Genomic DNA, 4,912 nt, shown 5'->3' on the forward strand with positions numbered 1-4,912 from the left:
TTCGTCAAAGGCGACGTCAAATTTGAGGATGCTGTATAAAGTGCTCGGGCCGAGTCGACATCGGCTGGGTTCACCGTCGCTGCAAACGACGTTTGGGAAGTACATGACATTTCCAAAAGGCCCAACTCGGATCTGATGGGTTCAATTCATCAAGCCCTTGGCGCCAACTGAGCGCGCGGCTCGGTTCGAAACGGCAGGGGGCGCGCGGCACTGTGCCGCCCCGCCCCGCCCCGGAAGCCGAAATGAACATCCTGGCGCGCAGAAGCCAGAATAATCAGATTGTTGAAGTGCACGTCGTAGGTGAGAAACGATCTCGAAAACCTTGCTCAGAGGCTGGAATCTCTGCGCCGCACCTATAGGATCTGATGAGTGTTCAAGGTCCGCGGCCGTTGCTACCCTTCGAAAGCTGAGGCCGCACATTCGAGAGCTTGGGTGTAAGCCATCGCGGGCGCTACCATAAATGGTTTAGACGTTGATCCTTTCTCTGTCTCCGGGTAAAAAAAAATTTCGGCCTAACGGCCTTTTTTTACCCCCCCCTATTCCGCGGCCCCCCCCCTTTGATTTGTTCTCCACTTGCTTGGTCGCTGGCTGAAAGCAGCCGCTGATGCAATGCAGCCTGTCGGAAGGATCGGGATCGGACTGGACAACCAGTGTGCCGTCGATGGTTGGGACGCCCGAAAATGCAAGCCGATTTGCTTAGACTCGTGCCGTTTCTGTCTCGATCGACCGAAAAATGGGGGTGTCCGCAGAACCTCAACTCACAGGGGCCTATCTTTCGTGGCTTTTGCCGCGGAGGATGCCCTTGCTACACTATAACTTTTGCCGTCTTCTCGAAGCTCTCGGCGAGTTGAACCCGGCGTAGGCTCCCGCGTGGGAGCGACCTGCGCGCGCCCGGACCATACGAAGTCTGTTGACGCCCCACTACGGGGCGCCAACAGACCTTCAGGCTGCCTTGATGAGGCTCAAGAAGTCAGTCAGCCGGGCGCCAGCCCAGCGAATTGCGGCGTCGGCGTTTCAGGATCCAAGCCCCTCGAACATCATGTGCTCGACGACCGCCAGAGGAATGCTGTGAGACGCCTTGAGAGCCGCCCCGTCGCGGCGAATGTTGCGACGCAAGAAAAGATGCAGAAATCGAGCTGGAAACTCCCAAGATGGCTCACCCGCCTTGTATCTTCCCAAGCTACAATCTGCTCTTTGCTGGTAGGATGAACAAGGACCAGAGCATACAGTCGCTCTCCGACAAGGTCGTGGACCGCGCGAACCTGCTGCGCTGAAGCAGACAAGAAATCAGACCAAGCAAGTCGCGACCCCGCCAGTTGAGGTCTTATCGGCGCTCTTTGGCAAAAATGGAGCAACAGGGCCCTGCCTTAAGGTGACGCTGGGCGGATTGAGCAAGAGATCACCACCATGGTTGAACTGATGACACGATTTGGCAAGCCGTTCGGTCATGGCCTCGGCAGGGCGATCACGGCGTATGTTACGAATTACCCTGAGGCCGACGGAATAGGCGATCGGGTGAACATGGCGCTGGCGGACCAGATCGAGATGCGGCTGATGCCAAAGCTCCGCGGCGTCGATGTCGAGCAAGCGGCCGCCGGTTTCGCCGATCTTCGGGCATTCGCTGAACGGCTCAGGGATAATGTGCTGTCGGAGGGGAGTGCGGAGTCGGAACGGCCGGCGGATGCGACCGGCGGCCAGTTCGTCTGGCTGGGCGCCGCGGGGTAACGATGCGCCTCAGCAGACCTTGCGCTCAAAATGCACTGGGCGACAACACGCCGTTTGGACCCGGCGACTGCCTTCTGATTGAGGAGATCGGCTCAGCCGCGTGGCGCGCCGAGCAAATACAGCTGATGGAGGGGGTAGTTCCGGAACCAGAGGCGCCGCCTTCTTCTGCATCCCTATCCATGACGCAGTTCCGCCTCATCTCCAGACCGGGATGGCTTCCCCGTGCGCCCTCCCTCAAGGCAGAAGCCGCGCACCCCTGAGGAGCAGTTTGCGCTGGAAACTCTCCAGCGCATACATGAGGTTCTGGCCCGAGTCTAGGAACTTGAGGAAGCTCTGGAAAGCTCTGCTGATCTTTGGTCCCACCTTCGTACTGCTTGGCGGCGGGCGGAAAACAACGAAGAGCCGCGTATAAGTTTCTGACTTGGCAGTTCCGACGTTACCCCAAGAGCGTAGTAGATGCTGTCGTTGAAACTGTAGGGGCTGGGCCACGCTAACCAGTCGGAAGCGATGGAGCAAGCCATCCTTCACTGCCTGATGCAGCGAGTCGATGAGTGGAAATGGTATCGTGAATCCGCTTGCGCAGCCTTTATCCTGTCGCGCTCCGACACCGCGCCGCTCCATCTTTCACGGCACGATGTCGAACGCATAACAAAAGTGGTCCAAAGGGATTCCGGGATCAATCTGGGCACCGATTACAAAGAGTTTCTTTATGCGCCCTGCCTCCTGGTCGGGCTCCTGCGCTGACGATTGAAAGAGCGACATGCATTGATGGCCGGTTTCGATCCGGTGATCACCGCCATGGCTCGGGTTGCCGAGAAGGCGATCGAAAACCTTTCCGTCCGATCTCGCCCCAGTGTTCGCGTCGTCCGTGCCACCAAACGCTATCGCGCGATTCTCGTGCAAACTATTGCAGAAATCGAGGGGGAAGGCTCCAACCCGCGCCTGCTTCTCGATATCTATGGTGGCGGTGAGTGAGATGGTCGGATCATCTGCGACACGACTGCCACGTGCCCCCTCGCGCAATGGTACCAGGTCAGGCACATTTGGTGGGTATAGTTGCAGAACTCGGCGTTGAGGCGTGCCTTCCCCTTACTCCGCTTACCTCACGGCACGCGCGTGATCTCGGCGGTGCCCAGCGCGTTGAAGCTGTTCGTAAGCGCGATGCGGATGTGGACTTCGTCGGTTTGTCTTCCGGGTCTCGTGAAGCGGTGCGTTCGCCGAAGGATGTGAGCCAGTGCATTCTTGCATCGATCCTGCTCCGGACATGAGAGCCAGACCACTGCTTCCAGTTGGTCCGACCGAAGCGTCTGGTCGTCGGGGGGCGGTCACATCATCAATGCCAGTTCGGTGCCTACTGATGGAAGGCAGGAACACTGTCCGAAGTAACCATTTTTGCAAACAAGCCTCACGATCTGCGCTCTCCACGCGGATGCTGCTCATCAGGAAATCTGTTCGTCAAGCTCGCTACCTCGGGATTAAAGAATACAGGGCTGTCCATCTTAACTGTGTGGATCGGGGACGCCACGATCCACGGCCTCTCCCATATGGGCGGGACCGAAACGAAAAGCTTTCTTCCCCGATACCTCCGTCCCTCCCACGGGCGGATCAATATCGGCCTGATGCATTGCTCGCCTGACCGAGCGCAGGGGCATGATCCCTACGCGCCCCGTGTGGTCGTTGACCTTCTTGACCATGGCTACGACTAGTGGGCCCCTAGACATATTCATACTCGGAAAGAGTGGCGGCGAGACCCCGCTCTCGCGGTCATGCCCGGGATACTGCAAGGCCGTCACATCCGTGACGGGTCCGGCGGAAGCGTCACCCTTGTAGACATCGATGGACTTGGCCCACGAACTGAAGGAATTCAGGTCGAAGCGATAGCATTTTGGCAAATCGTGCTGCCTCTGTCAGAAGATGGGGATCAAGACGCACGTCCTCGTCGTTTTGCCAAACTCCTTGGCGATGCAAAGGAGGCACGCGAGGGTTCTGCGTGTCACCTTCAGGGGGCATGGGGCGCAGCCCTTCGCAGCAAAGGCAGGGGATGCACGCGCCTTCCTCGCGGCCTTGGCTAAAGACTTCGGGGGGCTGCACCTCGATCGCGTCATTCTGGCAGCGGAACCGCCGCGACCATCCTCCGCACTGAAAGGCGAGCTGGCCGCGCTGATGCGGGAGGAAGCGGCGAACCCGGGTTTCCGAAAAGAGGCAGGACAGATGCAGTCAGATCTTCACGATGCACCTCCCCGGAGGCGCACGACGCATTCATGTCCGATGAACGCGACGCGCTCCTGAAAGCGGGTCTTGGCGCGATTGCAGCCCGGCTCGGGTACGGAGACCTGTCATGCGGTTAAGGCGCCTGTATCTCTCTCGCTATGGCCACTTCGAAGGCCAGGAGTCCAACTTTGGCGAGAAAAAAGCATTCGTGATGTTCCTGTCATTCACGGGTCAAACGAGGCTGGGAGATCGACCACGTTTTTGGCTTGGCTTGACCTGCTCTACGGCTTTCCTGAAAGAACGCGCCCTACTCGTTCCGGTTCGCGCGCAAGGACCTTCTTGTGGGTGCCGAGAGAGAGGTTGATGGAAGGTCGCTTCACCTGCGGCGCACGGCGAAACAGATCGGCTCCTTGATTGATGCTGATGAACGCGAATTCACAGAGCACAAGCTCGAGTTACTGCTGCACGGTCTTGATCGCGAGGCTTACAGGACACGATTTTCGCTCAACGACGATATTTTGCGATCTGGAGGGGAGGAGATCGCATCAGCCAAAGGCGATTTGGGCCGCCTGCTCCATGCAGGAACAAGCGGCCTTTCCGGCCTGTCCCAGATGCTTGACGCAGTGCAGGGAGATATCGGCAGCTTCTACCGCAAAGGAGGGAGCGCCCCCACCGTGCCGGTGGCAAAGCGGCGATTATGCGAACTGCGCGAGGACATTGAAGCGCGCCGGCTTGCGCCGTCCTGTTACGACGACCTGCGAACTGCATGAGACGAGCGCCGCCGGGACGCTGACAAGGCGCGTGAGGCCTTGGGAGAAGCAAGGCATACTTTAGCTCATGCCGATGCTGCCAGTCCCAGGCGCACACTTATCAACATTCGTGAGACGCTTGCCAGCGATCTTGCAACCTATGTCGAAGGCGCCGTCGCCGGTCACGGTGCCGGCCGGCCCCTCCGGCGGGATCCGCTTCGGAAGGT

Annotated in this window: 4 protein-coding genes and 2 pseudogenes; 5 read left to right on the forward strand and 1 reads right to left on the reverse strand. The window is 58.9% G+C overall.

Going from position 1 to position 4,912, the window contains the following annotated elements; genetic code table 11:
• Positions 1-1,407: 1,407 nt before the first annotated feature.
• From ACLHHB_RS15940 to ACLHHB_RS15950, 3 genes are all read left to right on the forward strand, one after another.
• A complete protein-coding gene (locus tag ACLHHB_RS15940; protein WP_410219265.1) occupies positions 1,408-1,725 on the forward strand; it encodes a hypothetical protein in 318 nt (105 codons plus the stop codon).
• A gap of 507 nt (positions 1,726-2,232) precedes the next feature.
• Positions 2,233-2,469 (forward strand): hypothetical protein, encoded by a 237-nt coding sequence (locus ACLHHB_RS15945; protein WP_410219266.1) that lies wholly within the window; start codon positions 2,233-2,235, stop codon positions 2,467-2,469.
• A gap of 24 nt (positions 2,470-2,493) precedes the next feature.
• Positions 2,494-2,700, forward strand: coding sequence for a hypothetical protein (locus tag ACLHHB_RS15950; protein WP_410219267.1), 207 nt, complete (start codon positions 2,494-2,496; stop codon positions 2,698-2,700).
• 128 nt (positions 2,701-2,828) lie between these two features.
• On the opposite strand, the pseudogene ACLHHB_RS15955 reads toward ACLHHB_RS15950, so the two are convergent.
• Positions 2,829-3,037 (reverse strand): annotated as a pseudogene (locus tag ACLHHB_RS15955) (IS5/IS1182 family transposase); the annotation flags it as partial.
• A gap of 995 nt (positions 3,038-4,032) precedes the next feature.
• On the opposite strand from ACLHHB_RS15955, the gene ACLHHB_RS15960 reads away from it, so the two are divergent.
• A complete protein-coding gene (locus tag ACLHHB_RS15960) occupies positions 4,033-4,350 on the forward strand; it encodes an AAA family ATPase (protein ID WP_410219268.1) in 318 nt (105 codons plus the stop codon).
• A pseudogene (locus tag ACLHHB_RS15965) lies at positions 4,248-4,706 on the forward strand (AAA family ATPase); the annotation flags it as partial. The gene ACLHHB_RS15960 and the pseudogene ACLHHB_RS15965, both read left to right, overlap by 103 nt.
• Positions 4,707-4,912 lie beyond the last annotated feature (206 nt).

It is taken from the genome of Paracoccus sp. (in: a-proteobacteria), from assembly GCF_046462195.1.
Taxonomy (GTDB): Bacteria; Pseudomonadota; Alphaproteobacteria; order Rhodobacterales; family Rhodobacteraceae; genus Paracoccus.